General features: G+C 38.3%; 10 protein-coding genes. 2 read left to right on the top strand and 8 right to left on the bottom strand.

The annotated features are described in order from the left end of the window. Positions 1–40: 40 nt before the first annotated feature. Complete coding sequence (locus ACYQ2C_RS18035) at positions 41–1,513, bottom strand: ATP-dependent nuclease (RefSeq protein WP_460104549.1); 1,473 nt, start codon at positions 1,511–1,513, stop codon at positions 41–43. 517 nt (positions 1,514–2,030) lie between these two features. On the opposite strand from ACYQ2C_RS18035, the gene ACYQ2C_RS18030 reads away from it, so the two are divergent. Further along, a complete protein-coding gene (locus ACYQ2C_RS18030) occupies positions 2,031–3,389 on the top strand; it encodes a Fic family protein (RefSeq protein ID WP_460104548.1) in 1,359 nt (452 codons plus the stop codon). A gap of 366 nt (positions 3,390–3,755) precedes the next feature. Beyond that, on the top strand, positions 3,756–4,892 hold the full coding sequence (locus tag ACYQ2C_RS18025; protein WP_460104547.1) for a DUF3667 domain-containing protein: 1,137 nt from the start codon (positions 3,756–3,758) through the stop codon (positions 4,890–4,892). Positions 4,893–4,977: 85 nt separating this feature from the next. Here ACYQ2C_RS18025 and ACYQ2C_RS18020 read toward each other — a convergent pair whose 3' ends face one another. The 7 genes from ACYQ2C_RS18020 to ACYQ2C_RS17990 form a co-directional block, all read right to left on the bottom strand. Further along, positions 4,978–5,529 (bottom strand): YbhB/YbcL family Raf kinase inhibitor-like protein, encoded by a 552-nt coding sequence (locus ACYQ2C_RS18020; RefSeq protein ID WP_460051158.1) that lies wholly within the window; start codon positions 5,527–5,529, stop codon positions 4,978–4,980. Positions 5,530–6,243: 714 nt separating this feature from the next. Continuing rightward, positions 6,244–6,462, bottom strand: coding sequence for a hypothetical protein (locus ACYQ2C_RS18015; RefSeq protein ID WP_460051159.1), 219 nt, complete (start codon positions 6,460–6,462; stop codon positions 6,244–6,246). A 161-nt stretch (positions 6,463–6,623) separates the two neighbouring features. Next, entirely contained in the window at positions 6,624–8,246 is a 1,623-nt protein-coding gene (locus ACYQ2C_RS18010) for a methyl-accepting chemotaxis protein (RefSeq protein WP_460051161.1), read from the bottom strand. Between the two features lie 810 nt (positions 8,247–9,056). Beyond that, the gene (locus ACYQ2C_RS18005; RefSeq protein WP_460104542.1) at positions 9,057–9,848 is read right to left on the bottom strand and encodes a DODA-type extradiol aromatic ring-opening family dioxygenase; all 792 of its coding nucleotides are present in this window, start codon (positions 9,846–9,848) and stop codon (positions 9,057–9,059) included. Between the two features lie 337 nt (positions 9,849–10,185). Then, positions 10,186–10,962 carry a hypothetical protein gene (locus ACYQ2C_RS18000; RefSeq protein ID WP_460051165.1) on the bottom strand — a complete coding sequence of 259 codons (777 nt, stop codon included), beginning with the start codon at positions 10,960–10,962 and terminating at the stop codon, positions 10,186–10,188. A 552-nt stretch (positions 10,963–11,514) separates the two neighbouring features. Next, complete coding sequence (locus tag ACYQ2C_RS17995; protein ID WP_460104541.1) at positions 11,515–12,726, bottom strand: MFS transporter; 1,212 nt, start codon at positions 12,724–12,726, stop codon at positions 11,515–11,517. Between the two features lie 454 nt (positions 12,727–13,180). After that, positions 13,181–14,752, bottom strand: coding sequence for an FAD/NAD(P)-binding protein (locus tag ACYQ2C_RS17990; protein WP_460051169.1), 1,572 nt, complete (start codon positions 14,750–14,752; stop codon positions 13,181–13,183). Positions 14,753–15,374 lie beyond the last annotated feature (622 nt).

Below are 15,374 nucleotides of genomic sequence, written 5' to 3'. Positions count from 1 at the left end.
CTCTTGGTCGGGAGAGGTGCTGACTCTACCAGCTGGCCTCTCAACTACCAATTGCACTTATTATCTGAAACCGCGTTTCTTTGGTTAAATGCTTCCTGCAATCAACATTTAGATTATGAGGTTCAAATATCTGACTATTCAGCCCTCGAAATTGCTCGTTTCCCTCTCTGTCGTTGTCGAACAGTCCTATAATTTTTCTATCTGTTAAGGTAGAGAGATACTCGAGAGAACGCCTAACAGTCTCGGCTGATCCGGTCCGTGACTCCTCTGTAATTTGTAATCCAGATGAGATAGTTTGATATGGAGTTGGCTGCCCAGGATTTAATTTTTCCCAAGCGGTATCTAGAAGTATTTTGTCGGTTTTTCCCTCTGTTAGGACAATTGGCCTGTTATCAGCTTCGTGTAATGCATGAAGAACACTAGCTAAACCTGACTTCACTTTTGAGAAGTCCTCCATTATGAGAGGTTCGAGTTTACCTAGATTCTTAACTTCTTTATTCAAGTAGAAAAGCTCACCTTCATCTACTTTATCAACAAGTCTGTCATTATGGGTAATAAGTAGTATTTGGCTATCAGCGTGGTTCTTTAACTCATCAATTAAATAGGACTGAAGGTCGGAATGAATATGTGAATCGGGCTCATCAATTAGGATTAAGCAAATTCCATCTGTGTGTGCCTCAATATATTCAATGGTAGAGAAAATCTCCAATATTTGGAGAAATCCGCTGCCCATCATAGAAATTTCAAGTTCCTTATGGTGGTCTCTACATTCTGCTGTAATACGAACGTATTCATCATCCGTCCTATTTTTATTCTTGAAACGTATTTGATAGCTATTTTTTAAAACTCTTTCTAACCTACTCTCCAATTTTTTGAACCGTTCGGGTACTCTAGCTTGAGAGTTCTCGGTTTTTAAAACTTTATTTCTTAATACTTCATGAGACTTTCCAGTAGCTATCTTTTTCTCAATCTGACCATTGTTATAGAATGGCTCTGTTTTTCCTATGGTAGAAATTGGTCTGGTTTGATAAATAAAAATCGCATTTTTTAGTGAACAAACCTTTCCTCGAACAAAGTCCGCAAATCGCTCAAACTCTGCAAAAAGAGAATGATCAGAATCATCAGAATTAAAAATTCTAATATAAGCATTCTTGATGGTTGGCTTTTCGAATCGGATTTTCAAGGAAAATCGGTCATCACCATCTCTAATTGTTATCGTTATAAAAGCACTTGGGGTGCTAGCTCGATACAGTAAGTCGTTGTCATCGACCAAACGTATCTGATTTAGCTCTGAAAATGGCAGGTAATAGTTTGATGAAGCTTTATAGAATCTACTTTTATCTCGCTCTTGAATTAGCCTATCGTATGCAAATTTCCAGAGATTTAGCGCTTCAAAGATAGTGCTTTTACCAATGTTATTTTCACCGACTATTACATTGAAGGTATCATTACATTTAAATTCCAGCTTCCTGAACGCCTTAAAGTTTTTTAATTCTAATTTTTCTATGTGCATCGATTCCTCTAAATTCTTGCGGCTTGAATGCTTAACGAGATGGTTGAAATTATTGGAAAAACTATTATGGACTTATCTCGTCTTGTAGTTGTTTCCATTATCTAGCGTTTCATAAATCATCAACTTTAAAATTTCGCTAATGGCTAGATGATTTCGGCGACATTTGTGTTTCTCTAGCTCGTTATATTGTTGTAGTTGTTTAGCTTCTCAATATTATGAATTATACAGCGCGGTTTCCACTGCTAATCTAATCTGGTTTTCCTTCACAAGTTAAAAAAACGAGTTGTTTTTGGGGTTTCTTTTTTTAATTAAATGGCCGGTTTAGTCATTAGCTTTCGATGGTTTTAAATATCGGAATCTCTGATTGAATCCGGTGAGATATGAGGGTTTTCCGAAAGTCGGCATATTTCCATTTGATCAAAAAATATCCGATTTTTTTTGTCTCAAAAGTGACGGAAATTGAGACAGTAGGTTTGTTTTGTGGTATTTTTATCTCAAATATAGTGGAAATTGAGATATGAGAATCAAAGAACCTCCTGTTGAAGAGCGTAATCCTCTCGCGGTGATAGCCAATAAGTATCCAGAGAAGCTTGAGCAGTATCTAGAATTTTTAACCCCTATTGATAAAAGGGGGAGTTATTTACCTTATGACGAGTTAAGGCATAGGATTGATGGCGATCTCGACCACAAATTGGTTTGGTCTTTAGTTAAGTTAGCTAGAAATCGACAAAAAACTAAAATCATCGAATTTGGAGAGCCAAAAAATTCGTGCCATTATCTTTTGACACCACTTATACAAAAAGCAATCTCTGAAGTTGATAGGAATACTACCAGCGCGTCGTTAGAGTGGATCAGTAGCAAGATTGGGGAAAAACACCAAGTAGGATATTTGCTGAATGATCTAATTGAAGATGAATCGATTAGTAGTAGTCAACTTGAAGGAGCTGCCACCACAACTAGAGTTGCAAAAGAATTATTAAAACGCAATAAATCACCAAGATCAAAAGATGAAAAAATGATTGTTGGTAACTACAAATTAATGATCTTTGCATGGGAAAAGCGCAACGCTCCTTTAAGTTTAGATCTGCTGCAAGAAATACATAAAGTAGGTGTCGAGGGTATCGATGACGATGTTTACTCTCCGGGGAATTTTAGAAAATCTGATAATGTGCATGTTGTAAATTCTGATGGTGAAATTGTGCATACGCCCCCGCCATACAACACGTTAAAAAATAGATTAGAAGAATTTGTTCACTGGGTTAATGAAGATCACGAAGAAAGTGAAGATAGCTCGTATATTCACCCGTTGATAAAGGCAATAACCATTCATTTTGGCATTGGTTACGAACACCCCTTTCAAGACGGTAACGGCAGGGTTGCAAGAGCTTTGTTTTATTGGTACATGTTTAAAAAAGATTTTGCCTCTTTTAGATACATAGCGATTAGCGCGTTGTTAAAAAATGCGCCCGTGAAATATGCTAAGAGTTATCTTTATACAGAATCAGATCAAATGGACTTGACCTATTTTATTGAATACCAAAGTGGCATCATTATTAGAGCGATTAAAAAATTTAAAGATGCCTATAAAAATGCAGCCGTTGAAATAAATCGATTCAACGAATGGTTGTTTGAATCGGGCTTATATAAACAATTAACCGACAAGCAGAAAATAGTCTTTCAAGTTGCTAAATCTAGAACCGGTAAAGAGTTTTCCATTAGAGAAGTTGAGCAGAACTTAGGTTGCTCTTACAACACCGCATCATCTGTGCTTAATGGATTGGTTGATTTAAAACTCTTTTCGAAAAGTAAAAATGGTAGAGAATGGGTTTATGCAATGAATAACAAAAATCAAATCATCGAAAATTGGTCTACCTAGCGCTTAGTTTTACGGTTTGAAGTAATACTGAGAGATCTACCCCATTTAACGGACGTAGAAACTTCGGTTAAAATCACTCAAAGAGGTATTTTATGTCTAGGCGACGCTGGTTCTACTGGCCTATGGTTCTAGATGATTCTGATTCGAGAAGGCTCTGATTAACGCTTTTTTTTGGGGATTAGGGTTAATCTCAATTTTCTCTCTATTTTGAATTTTAATTCACGTTTTTTAGTTATGCATATTTGTGTGCAGGCGAGCATATTTAATTTACAGCGGTTTAATTTATCGTACTATTCTTGTTTTAGTTGAGTTTTCCACGTGTTTAATCGTTAATATTTTCGGTATACAACAAACACTATTAATGTGATGAACGATAATTCTATTACACAAACCTGTGAAAACTGCGAATCGCCACTGCAAGGGCGTTATTGTCATAAGTGTGGGCAGGATTCTGCGTACCGATTTCGCTATTTGGGCGATATTGTTATGGCGTTTCTCGCCAGTATTTTCAGTTACGACTCCAAGGTGAATCAAACCTTGGTTCCTTTAATGCTCAAGCCCGGAAAAATCGTTAAGGACTATCTGGCAGGACACAGGGTTAAATACATATCGCCATTTCGGCTGTATTTGTTTTGTAATTTAATTTTCTTTTTGTTGGCGACGTTATTTTTTAATTACAATAACGATGAAGATGGCTTTATTGAGATAGAAGAAATTCCTAAAGAAGTGATCACGCCTGAGGAAAACACATCGACTTTATTAGAAGGTCAATCTAGTTCTAAAAAAATAATAAGTGCCGGTGATAAAGAGCTTGCCCAATATATAACAGAAGAAAACAAAACCGAACTGCAAAAACTAAAGGAATTAGACAATTCTTTCAGCATTAATTTTAATGGCGATGGTTCAAGTGCCGGTGGTTCTAATACTGGTGGTTCAAGTGCTAATGGTTTAGATGCCAATCAAACTTCTACGGCGAGTAACTTTGAGCAAACGATTATGCACTACTCGGCACTTTTAGCCGGAATCAGCGACGAGCAATTAGAGCAAAAATTTAAAGATCAAAGTCAGTGGAATGGTGAAGCTATTTTCTCGTATTTTTTCAGTTTATTACCAAAGGTAATGCTGATCTGCCTGCCGATTTTTGCGCTGATTTTAAAGGTTTTTTATATTCGACAAAAAAAGATGTACGTAGAGCATCTAATATTTATGGCTTATGTTCAGAGTTTTGTGTTTATTTTGCTAACATTTTATATGTTGTTTACCGAAGTTAGTAATTTAAACGCAACTAATCAACTCATAACCGTATTTAATTTTGTGATTGATAAAATATTGTTGGTTTTAACTTGTTGGATGTTTGTCTACATTTATCTTTCATTTAAGAACGTTTACGAGCAGGGATGGTTTATAACAACGCTTAAATTCTCAATGGTAAGTGCGTTATTCTTTATGATATTTGTGCTTTCTTTGGCGTTATCTATGTGGTGGGCGTTTGTTGTAACTTAATCGGAGGTTACTTAAGTATTTAGCTATTTACAATTTATAGCCTCAGATCAACTCAAAAGTGCGTTAATCTGAGGCGCGTAAAAAATTAACGCTCGTATAAGGCTTCGATAGAAGCGGAGCCAAGGCTATTGCCGTTAATCATATAACCGGCTAATGCGGCACTGGCGTCTTCAGGAATTTCAAGTTTCTCAACTTTTAACGCGTGAATGGTAAAGGTGTAGTGGTGCACACCGTGACCTGGGGGTGGGCACAAGCCGCCAAAACCTTTGTAGCCATAATCGTTACGCGTTTGCGCGCTACCTTCTGGTAACTTGCCGTTTTCTGCCGCGCCTGCGTTGGTTGCTAGAGAGGTAGTATCAGCAGGAATATTAATGACTTGCCAATGCCACCAGCCGCTGCCTGTGGGTGCATCGCGGTCGTGAACGGTTAACGCGAAGCTCTTGGTGCCTTCAGGCGCGCCAGACCAAGATAATTGTGGTGAAGCATTGCCACCTTCACAACCAAAGCCCTGGAACTCTTGTGCTTTGGACATCATTTCGCCTTCTTTGATGTCTTTACTGGTTAAGGTGAACTCACCGGCTAGAGCAACATTGGCGGTCATTGCGATAATTGCAGACAAAGCTAACTTCTTGTACATATCACGTCTCTCGATGTTTACGGTAGTCGTTAAAGTCTATCACTATCGGTTTCTAATGTGCTGCTACTTAATCGCGAGCTTATGAACGCACACCCTAAAATTGTGTTAAAAAAATCACAAAACTGACGCTTAATACCACTAAAACATACCAATCAATTGCTAGTTATGACAGCTGTTAGCGCTGGATTCTAAACAGAGTGTTTATAAAGATGTGTAAGCATGGTGCCGTTTACAAACTGTTTAACCATGAATTAGCTAAAAGAGATTACTGGCAGAGAGAATTATAAGAGTGGGAAATAGCGGATAAGTCAAACATCTCATTTTTTATGTCTGGCCGCTGATTAAACCATGGTTCAGTTAATCGGCGTTTCCTAAGGTATAAACAGCGGAATCCTACGCAATTGAATTTGATTCACTCAGCTATGAGTTTTGTGGTAACTGTGTCATGCGATAAAACCCATAAAATTACATGAATGCTGTGGTTAATAAGCGGTAGGTTAGAGTGGCGTAAAACAATATTATGATTTTGTAAAATATATATCTTTTAGCATTTTTCAGCTTTTGAGATCACATAAAGTCTTTGGTAATTACTTTTTTATGAGATATATATGGTGAGGAGAATGCCTAAAAGCGATGTTTGTATTTTCAAAAGGCCTTTATTTGCAGAGTGAAAACTATTTTTTACAAACTAACCACAACAAAGGCCAATCAATATTACTTAATTTGCGGGCTTACAGAAATTGCCACTTCACTGAAATTTTCTACCAAATCGTCAACGCGCATACGCAACTGCTTAACACGTTTTAAATCTGTTAAAACCTCGTCAAAGGTATAATCTTCATCGCATTCGGCTTCATCAATTTTTTCTAGATCACTCGAATAAGCGTGCAGAGCAGATTGAATATAGGTTAAATCTTCGTAGCTAAATGACATTGTGTGCCCTTTAATGATTGTTCTTACGTTGTTTGGAGCTTACCAGAAGCAATCACTAAAAAAAACCGCGTTTGTATCTTGTGGAATTTTTACCTCAAACACCCATAAAAAAACAGAGCTTAAAAAGCTCTGTTTATAATAATAGCGAGAATTAAATACTATTAACTCGCCCTAAACCCAGACCTTAGTCCGCCCCAGTGTTTACCTTTTACGTAAATTGGAATACTAAAGTCGTGCATTACTTCACCGGTATCGCGTTTGTAAGTTTGCACCAAGAAGGGTTTGGTGTTTGAGCCGCACCGTTTTCCTGTGCGGTCGGTAAAGATACGTTTGGTGCGATTGTTGGCAAGGTCGGTGTCGTAGTCTCCGGTCAGTGGTTTGGAGAATTTTTTGTTATGGGTAGGGAAGTAACCGTTGTTATCGACCGCGCCACAGTAAATTACGAAGGGTAATCTTTCTAAAATAGGTTCTTGAATGGCAGGTAATACTTGGTCGGTAAATTTATCGAATCGAGTGGTGTATTTTTCAGGGTTAGTATTTGGAATTTTTTCGTATTTACGATCAAAAAGATCGCTCATGCTGATGGTGCCTTTATCAATGGCTTGCTCGAATACTTCTTGTATTTTTAACACCGCGGCAGACATGTTGTTATAAAGATCCTTCCATTCTCCAGTAAAACCCGCAGAGCCTTGCAGTTCGTAGATCACTTCTGATTTATCGGCCAGTTGTAAAGACTGGTTGGCCATCATGTCAATATCGGTTGCGGTGTGTTCTAAACCTTGAGAAAGTATTGCGATGGAGTTGATGATTTTGTTTTGATAATCGCGACTTTCGCGGGATTGTTCGCCAGTAACTGCAATGCGTGAATCCACGTCTTCTGCGTAAGACAAAATATCTTGCAGTTGACGATCGACCATTTGAATGGTTTCAACGCCGGCCTCAACGCTGGTTACGACCGACTGCATGGCATCGCTGGTAAGTTTGGTGTCTTTGTTAATCTCCATGGCCATATCGCGAATTTGATTGGTAGAATCTGCGGTGCGATTGGCGAGGTTGCGAACTTCTTCGGCCACCACGGCAAATCCACGACCCATATCACCGGCGCGGGCGGCTTCAATGGCGGCGTTAAGTGCTAATAAATTGGTCTGATCGGCAATTTCACTAATAACTTTGGCGATATTCGAAATCTCGGAGGCGCGGTTTTCGAGTTGATTAATCAGATCAGCGGTTTTGCGAACCTGTGATCCGGTATCGGTCATTTGCTGATTGGCGTTGCGAATGGATTCTCGACCGGTTTGGCAGGCTGAATGTGTTAATTGTGATGTCTCTTCGAGCGCATTTAAACTTTGTGTTGAATCTTCAACGATGCGAGTAACTTCTTGAGAATTACGGTTAATTTCTCGTGTTTGTTCCACCTGCGCGTCAATGCGCGCTTTCAATACATCGGATGCATGTGAAACTTCAGCCGCGGCAATGGCGATGATATTACAGCTGTTGGAAATTCCGATGGCGCGCTGGCTGCTAGCGCTGGCATTTTTGCTGATGCTGTATTCGAGATGGCTAATATCCGATAAATCGAGAGCCATATTTAGCTGGTCGTTTAACGTTTGTAGAGCGGTTTCTAGGGGTTCTATTTTCTTTTGAAAACAAAAAACCACAAAGGCAGGCGCAACCAGAGTAGCAACGATAAAACCCCATAAACCTAAAAACCAAAAACTTCCTGCGGATACAAGACCACTGACTAGGGTGGCCGCGGCGGCAATTTTGAGCTTTGAATTTCGCATTAAGGCGCTCTTTATTTTTTAATGGATACGAGACGGTTTATACAATATTGCAATTAGGTTTCTAATTAACAGCATTAATCTTAATTAACTTTCGAAATTAACTACATTCAAGGTAGGTCAGTCGCCGGTTAATGTGAGATTGGTTCGAAACAGTTATATTTTTAGCAGTCGAATGCTGTTTTTTCCATAATCTAACCATAACTAATACAGCGGCAGACCGATCGGAAAGTTGAGTATCTTGTAATTTTTATGTAGCGATATGTACTACTGTGTTAATCATTTGATGAAATTGGGTTATTAATGTCACCGTAATAATTTTTAATAAACGAATACTTATATTAGCCTTGCTAATATCGCCTCGCTAGTATTAGTAAATATAAAAGTATAATGTGGACGCAAGTGCATTCCGTAAAAATGCGTGGAATCAACTTCGGTTTTGTCGTCTTGCAGATGGTAGGTATATTGCCAATAAGATTTTTTTAAAGAATCGTCAATATAAAGTAGTTTTTTTGCAGAATTTTTAAAAGAGTTTTTAGGAAGAGACTTCAAGAAAGTTTTTAAGAGCGTTTTTACGAGAGTCTTTTGAAATATCATTTTTTAAATGATTGTTTTCAAGAAAGTAAGAATTTCTCGGGTTGGATCTCAATGTAATATTCTTAGCTGAATTAATTTTTGATTGAATATAACAGTGTCATGTTTGGTTTTCTTCTAGGGTGAAAATTTTATTATCAACCTAGAAGAATCGATGTATTCGCGATACGTGAATATTCAGCCTACATCGATGATTAAAATCATAATTAAAATTTTAGGCTACCAAATAATACAACTGGATTCTTTGCCCATAATTTTACTGTGTAAAACTTCTTTTGCCGATGACTGAGCAACACCATAACAGACGTGTAGAGGAATAAGGTGCTCTGGTCTTGGATGGCAAAATTGTGCTCCCGGAGCAAGTTGCCACTGAACTAGAATATTTTCTCGTTCGTTTTCGGATAATTCACGAGTGCAGCAGGTTTTGTTAAGCCAAGATTCAAACTCGCGATTGAGTCGAGCCATTTCCGCCGTTGATGGTGAGAAAAACGCCCGTAAATTATGGAACGATAGTCCAGAGCCAATAATTAAACAGTCTTCTACGTTTAATTTCGCTAAGGCCTTGCCAAGTTGAATATGGCTCCTAGCGTCTAAATTTCGATTCAACGAAACTTGTACGCAAGGTATATTCGCCTCTGGATACATTAACTTTAATGGTACGAAAACACCGTGATCAAAACCGCGATAAGGATCAACCGCTGCTGTTAATCCTTCATCCGTTAATGTTTTATGAATAAGGTCGGCAAGATCTGGATTACCCGGTGCTGGGTATTTAATAGCATAAGATTCTCTCGGAAAACCGTAGTAGTCATAGATTAATTCCGGTTGCTTGGCGCCGGTAATAATAAAGCCGGCTTCTTCCCAATGCGCACTAACCACAATAATTGACTTAGGTGTTTTAATTTTTTGAGGAATCTTTTTTAAAGCAGCAATCAACTCAACATGAGTTGGATCGTTAAGTAACGGCATTGGACCGCCGCCATGAGAAAGAAAAACTGTCGATATAGTCATTAATGAATCTCTGATCATAAGCGAGCAAAAAAATAATGCGATTGCCCACTAATTGCATGAGTTAACGTTAATGAAATAATATCTTTTGGCTAGGTGTTTGTTAATTACCGATCTGGCGGGGTGAGGTGATTTGGGTGTAAATAAAATGAAACGTCATCACGAGACTCAGGAGGTGTGCGGGGTGCAAAGGTTTTGCCTGCAATTAATTGAATAAGTTAATTAATAAATTCTACAGATTATTAATGCAATCGGGTCTGAATCCGAAGATTCAGACCCGATTTTAATAATACAAATTACGTTATGTTATTTGTATTAAGTATTCAATTTTACCGTTAAATCAGTTTGGACCGATTGGGTAAAGAGTTGGTAGGGTCGCAGAAATAGCCGTTGCTTGTGGTGAACACTCGATGGTGCCGAAACCGCTAGCACTGATACCATTTTCGTCTAGATCGTAAACGATGTTGTCGTCACCAGTTGCAGAGAAACCAATGCCAGGAGCAAGGTTATCTAAACCTAACATGTCGCGAACCATCCACGCAGCATTGTGGTCGGCACATGGGTGAACCTCACCACCAATACCTAAACCGCCAATAACTTCACCGGCATCATTAAATAATGCTAAACCGCCGCCGAGAGCAGTTGCACCACCGATAATTTGGCCAAGCATTGGATCTTTACGAGTACCGAACAAACGTGAAGGGCCTTCATAAGCTACGTTAGATACAGGATAAGCATTAGGTAGATTTTGGAACAAACCATTTGCTAGGGTCGCACCAGAAAGTTGTGGGGTAGACACAACGAAATTCGGCAAGCTCAACGCGTTGGCGGTGGAAGCTTTAGCGGTTGAAACTACACGACCAATAGGTAGTTGTGATTGACGGTCGTCACCGGTGAAAATAACGTTACGTACGCGATTATCACGGTCTACGATAATGGCCCAAAAGTGCAGACCGGCACCACCGTTAATTTCGGCACCCACTACAGAGCGCACAACTTCTCTTAGTTCTTCATCGGTAGGTAGTGTATTTGCAGCAGTTGCACTGAAAGATACTGCTGCGGCAACAGTTAAGGCTAACACTGATTTGCTTGCATTAATTAGTTTTTTGTTAAGCATGAATAGCTCCTTGTGTTTCAATATTTTTTTGTGTTTATAGTGGAAGGTCCTTTTGTGCTTTTGCACCCTTTTATTTCGTTACAGCTTTAGGGGCTGAAACTCAATTCTTTATCAATGTAGCGATTATTTTTTAAATATCGAAGCCTGTAGTTTTTATAGGAAACTCTGATTAACCTAGAGTTTCTGGCGACACAAGGATGTGTCGCCAATTTCAAGAACTGTAAGTGATTGAAATTGTGAAGAAATTGGAAATCACATTTTCAATTTCTGTCCTCTGATTAAATCAAGGATGAGTTAATCAGAGGTTCCTATAGTTATTACTTGTATTTAAGCGTTGCCAATATTATTGCTTGTAAAATTTTGTTGTGAATAAAATCAAATCTACGTTGTTTGATTTTTTAATGTTTTAAAAATCCAATAATCGGAATATTTACCATCGAATATATTTTTATGGCTACATTTTTATGACTACGTTTTTATGGCCGGTTTTTTGGTTGTCGTTTTTATGGTTTTATAAACTTTAACAACAGGGTTACTTTTCAAATAAGCAATTTAATTTAATGCCGATTTCATTGCGCCATCCGGCGGCACTTGCTTTTGATGATTGTTTATAGGAAACAAAAAGCGCATGTTCACCATAGATAGGCCAACTGCAACAAATATCAAAGCAACAACAAATAATACTTGGTAGATTTCAGACGAATCAAAAATTAACGCTAAAATTAACGCACTAACCGCTTGGCCTGAAGAAAAGCACATGGTGGCAACTTGCCACGCAGATGAAAACTGCTCTTGAGACAAATTTTCTCTCAACCAATTTGAAGTTAGTAACACAATATTAGGTAAACAAAATCCGCTGGTTAGCGCGGCAATATAAAAAGCCATTTTATTTGGATAGAACGCAAAAATTGCTAAGGCAGTTAGTTTTGCGGTAAATAAAACAGTGAGTGCCGATCCGTTTAAATGCTTGGGGTAAATTCTAGAGAGTAACGGGGTGGATAATAAACCCCCAATTCCAAAAAATAACCATAAAGTGCTGCCTTCTTTACTTCCCCATAGTAATTCGTTTGCAGCGTAATCACTTAAATACACACTGCCAGGAACAAAACACGCCGCCGCCATGGCATAACCAATAATTACGCAAATAGCAGCCTTAGGTAAAGGAGCTTTGGATGCTTTAACGTTTTGCTCATAAGTAATATACGACAATAAAAATAAATTAAAGCCTACGACCAAAAAAACCACAATGGTTAATAGTTGTTGTTGCTGAAATAAATCTAAAGGCAACAACATAAAACTTGCCGAAACCATGGCGCCTATACCAATTCCCACAAACGACCAAAGTGGTGTTTTGGATTTTTGCTGATCACTGCCTTTGCTAACCGCTAACACTGGCCCGGTTACCATTAACGCCCCGCCAATAACGTTATACATAAATCGCGTCACTTGCCATGTAGAAACTGTAAGATCGATAAGTTCAACGATTTGACAGATTAAACCGATGACAAAACATACTCTGATTGAAGGTAAAATTCCTATTCGTTTAATCATTGGGCCAGCAATGATTGCTCCGGTGGCATAACCGAGCATTAATAAAGCGCCAATAACGGTGGTTGCTTCTTTCGGGAAAATATCTAACTCAACGGCGGTTGCCGCCAGTGGCGTGAATGACATTCTGCTGATGCCAATACCAATAAATGTTGCGCTAAAACCAATCCAGCGGGCGTACCAAATATTTTGGTTGATGTGTTCTCTAAGGTTCATCAAGGAACTGCTCGTTAATCTCCCGTTTTGGGAGTAAAATATTTAAACTGTCTAAAAAATTTATAGAAGGTTATAGGTTGTGTGTATTCGTAACCTATGCCGATACCGCAGAAACAGCTTTTGAAGTTAAGTTTGCATAAAAAATACTAAATAACTCAAAGCCAACCGAAATAAAGCTATGCGTTACCAATTTCAAACTTGGCTTTCTGGTTAAGTCAAGGATAAGTTAATTTAGAAGTTCCTATGGGATATAAAATAACTCCTATTTAACAACATTGATTAAATAGGAGTCGTCTATTTACTTGTTTTTATAGTTTTTAAGCTTGCTTATATTAAATCGACGAATTGTTTCGGTTTTGTTGATCTTGTCGATGTTTATATAAAAATTCTCTCACAAAACTTAAACATCGTCTGCAAATAACGAATTTTTATTCGCAGACTAAATAATATTCAACTAAGCCTTTGCTTTGTTAAGCGCAGGTGTTTGTTCGCGCAGTTGAGCTTCTAGACTGAAATGCTTGTCAAAAATTTCTTTTGCACATTTATTCGCATGTCTAGTAATAATGTCCATTGCGCTGGTAAAGAAGAAATTACCTACGGTTAATTCACCGGATGCAAATAAATCTTCGTGAACGTTACCTTTAGTATCAATAATTTGATACGTGGTCGTGTCGATTTCGATACCGCCGTAAGGTTGTGGCGTTATGCTGCCTTTAGACATCATGTTGCGAATTAACTTAGAGTCGCTCTTCATAGGATCTTTGGGTGATCCGGTTGCGTAGATGACGTAGCCGTATTCACGATTAATTTCTAAACCACCTTCGGTTTGTGTAACCACAGGCATAGAACCGTATTCTTTAGATACGCGACTGTCTCCGCTAAAGAATTTAACCTGACCAGACTTTATGTAGTTCAATATACGTTGTCCGTTTTCTCTTGGAATGGATACACGATAAGACATAAAGGTTGCAAAGTATTCATTTAGGAACGTATCTTTGTCTTCATCTTTTAATGCCATCCACAAGCGTTCGATAATTGCATTTGTAGAGTACAATACCGCCTGCCAACCGCGAGGATGGTTTGCCATTTTCATTTCATTTTCGAGATATTCTTCAATAGAGTTCGGCGCTTGTGGTGGAATAGCGATTTTTTCACGCATATGAGAAGGATTACACTCAAAGTAGTGTTCCAAATCATTGGCAACTAAAGTCACGATGTCGTTTAGCGAGATCACTGGTTTCTTGGCTAAATACTCGTCTAAGTAGGCATGGGTTAAATATTTACTGGCAAAACGGCCTTGTGTCCCGCGGATGGACGGAAAGAATCCACTGCGCGAATAAACGTGAATATCACCTTTATGACCACCTTCTACAAGTGCAATGATCGCGTCGATGGCGCTGAGTCGAGCACCAATAATTGCTAATGGCTGTTCGCTTTTTACATATTTTGTTAATTTACAAACTGGGTAAGGGTTAGAAATGACCGAACCTAACGTCGCTGGAGATTCGATTTTAGCATTAGGAATGGTACCGCAAGCCATTAAAACAATGTCAGAGGTGATGCTTAAATTACAGGAAGTCTTAGTTACGTAAGAATTGCCAACTATTGATACATCTACTGCTTCTGCATTTAATTGTACAATTTTTATGTTTCTTTGGGTTGCTTGTTTAACAACTTGTGCAAAAGAAGCTTGTAGGTACATGCCAAATAATGGGCGTGGTGCGTAACTGTCTTCAGTTGCAATGTAGTTCGGGAATTTATCTTCCCAAAGATCTGGATTGCTGTGCAGCCAATTGAAAAAGTCACCGGGTTTTGACGGAAAAGCGGAAATATAACCTGCCTTGGTGTTTAAAATGTTTGATGCGCTGTCTTCGTTGTATGCGACACCAGGGCCAAAAATTTCTTGTTTTTCTAGAACATAAATAGTCGCAAGATTTTTAATATCATCTTTTGATTCTGTGATAAAACGATCCAAAAACGCAAGCGCCGTCGCACCGCCACCAATAATGGTGATGACCTTTTCCATAATACCCTTCCTATATAGCTGTTAATTTAAAATTATGTAATTGAATGTAATGCTTAATGTCGGCCTGTCCTTGCTGGCCATGTCTGCCTTATTCCGCTGTGAGTAAGGCATGACGGTTACCGATAAATATGGAACCAGGTTTTTTTACCGGTAAAATTCGGGCTTGTATAAAATGCTTAGCGAGTAACTAAACTTTATTGTATAACCGTTAAAAATATAAATAGAGGGTTACCAGTTTTAGTGTGAATTAAGTCACGGCTAAGAAAAAAAGAATTTTTAAGCAATAACTGAGTAATTTACTGGGTAACCAAGTGCTAAAAGAATTTTTTAAATTGCAGCGAATGCATATATTTGTGCGTTGAATAAGCCTAAGAGAATTAGAAGTTTTAGGCTTTGGCGTAACATCGTGGGTATTTTATTTTTGTACACCAGGTATTTAAAAGGGGTAAGAAAACAAAAACCTTAATTTATTTGATCGATGTCTATCTAATATCGCTTATTTACGTTATTCGCAGCCGTTCTTTATTAGAACACCTTGTTTTTTATTATAGGAACCTCTGATTAACTCATCCATGATTTAATCAGAGGACAGAAATTGAAAATGCGATTTCCAATTTCTTCA

The sequence above is a fragment of the Sessilibacter sp. MAH3 genome, from assembly GCF_054658275.1.
This window is presented reverse-complemented; position numbering and strand designations above follow the sequence as displayed.

Excerpts from the sequence above, each read along its gene's own strand:
- ACYQ2C_RS18000 (WP_460051165.1), bottom strand. The coding sequence starts at position 10,962 with ATGCTTAACAAAAAACTAATTAATGCAAGCAAATCAGTGTTAGCCTTA.
- ACYQ2C_RS18020 (WP_460051158.1), bottom strand. The coding sequence starts at position 5,529 with ATGTACAAGAAGTTAGCTTTGTCTGCAATTATCGCAATGACCGCCAAT.
- ACYQ2C_RS17995 (WP_460104541.1), bottom strand. The coding sequence starts at position 12,726 with ATGAACCTTAGAGAACACATCAACCAAAATATTTGGTACGCCCGCTGG.
- ACYQ2C_RS18010 (WP_460051161.1), bottom strand. The coding sequence starts at position 8,246 with ATGCGAAATTCAAAGCTCAAAATTGCCGCCGCGGCCACCCTAGTCAGT.
- ACYQ2C_RS18030 (WP_460104548.1), top strand. The coding sequence starts at position 2,031 with ATGAGAATCAAAGAACCTCCTGTTGAAGAGCGTAATCCTCTCGCGGTG.
- ACYQ2C_RS18015 (WP_460051159.1), bottom strand. The coding sequence starts at position 6,462 with ATGTCATTTAGCTACGAAGATTTAACCTATATTCAATCTGCTCTGCAC.
- ACYQ2C_RS17990 (WP_460051169.1), bottom strand. The coding sequence starts at position 14,752 with ATGGAAAAGGTCATCACCATTATTGGTGGCGGTGCGACGGCGCTTGCG.
- ACYQ2C_RS18035 (WP_460104549.1), bottom strand. The coding sequence starts at position 1,513 with ATGCACATAGAAAAATTAGAATTAAAAAACTTTAAGGCGTTCAGGAAG.
- ACYQ2C_RS18005 (WP_460104542.1), bottom strand. The coding sequence starts at position 9,848 with ATGACTATATCGACAGTTTTTCTTTCTCATGGCGGCGGTCCAATGCCG.
- ACYQ2C_RS18025 (WP_460104547.1), top strand. The coding sequence starts at position 3,756 with ATGAACGATAATTCTATTACACAAACCTGTGAAAACTGCGAATCGCCA.